The following is a 613-nucleotide window of genomic DNA, read 5'->3' on the forward strand; positions in this document are numbered from 1 at the left end:
GGAGACAGCTAGGGCAATCGCCAAGGTTGAAAAGGTCGCTTTAACGGCGGCTTCCGCCCGCGATCGTATGATCTCAAGCGGGGTCGTTTTTTAGCACTCACGCATCTATCTCGGAACATTTTTTTTGGGTGCTGGTTCTACCCAGTGAAGGGACGAACCTTACCCAGGGAGATTTCCCATGAAACGTGTTCTCATTACCAGCATGCTGGCCATCGGGCTCGGCTGTGGAACGGCGGTGGCTCAGACACAACAGACCGAAAGCCAATCTGGCGCAGACGCCAACTGCGCTTCCGGGCAGGCTGACTGCCAGAACGGCTCCAAGATGGGCGAGCAGGCCCAGGGCAAAGCCAAGCTGAAGACCGACGAGCAGGCTCAGGGCAAGGCCGGCACCACCACCGACCAGCAGGCCCAGGGCAAGGCCAAGCTGAAGACCGATGAGCAGGCTCAGGGCAAGGCCAGCACCACCGACCAGCAGGCCCAGGGCAAAGCCAAGCTGAAGACTGACGAGCAGGCTCAGGGCAAGGCCGGCACCACCACCGACCAGCAGGCCCAGGGCAAGACCAAGATGCAGACCGACGAGCAGGCTCAGGGCAAGGCCGGCACCACCACCGAC

1 pseudogene is annotated in these 613 nt (G+C 61.5%); it reads left to right on the top strand.

The window, feature by feature from the left end:
• Positions 1-178: 178 nt before the first annotated feature.
• Positions 179-613 (top strand): annotated as a pseudogene (locus EN914_RS37585) (hypothetical protein); the annotation flags it as partial.

This window comes from Mesorhizobium sp. M7A.F.Ca.CA.001.08.2.1 (assembly GCF_003998455.1).
Lineage (GTDB): Bacteria > Pseudomonadota > Alphaproteobacteria > Rhizobiales > Rhizobiaceae > Mesorhizobium > Mesorhizobium ciceri.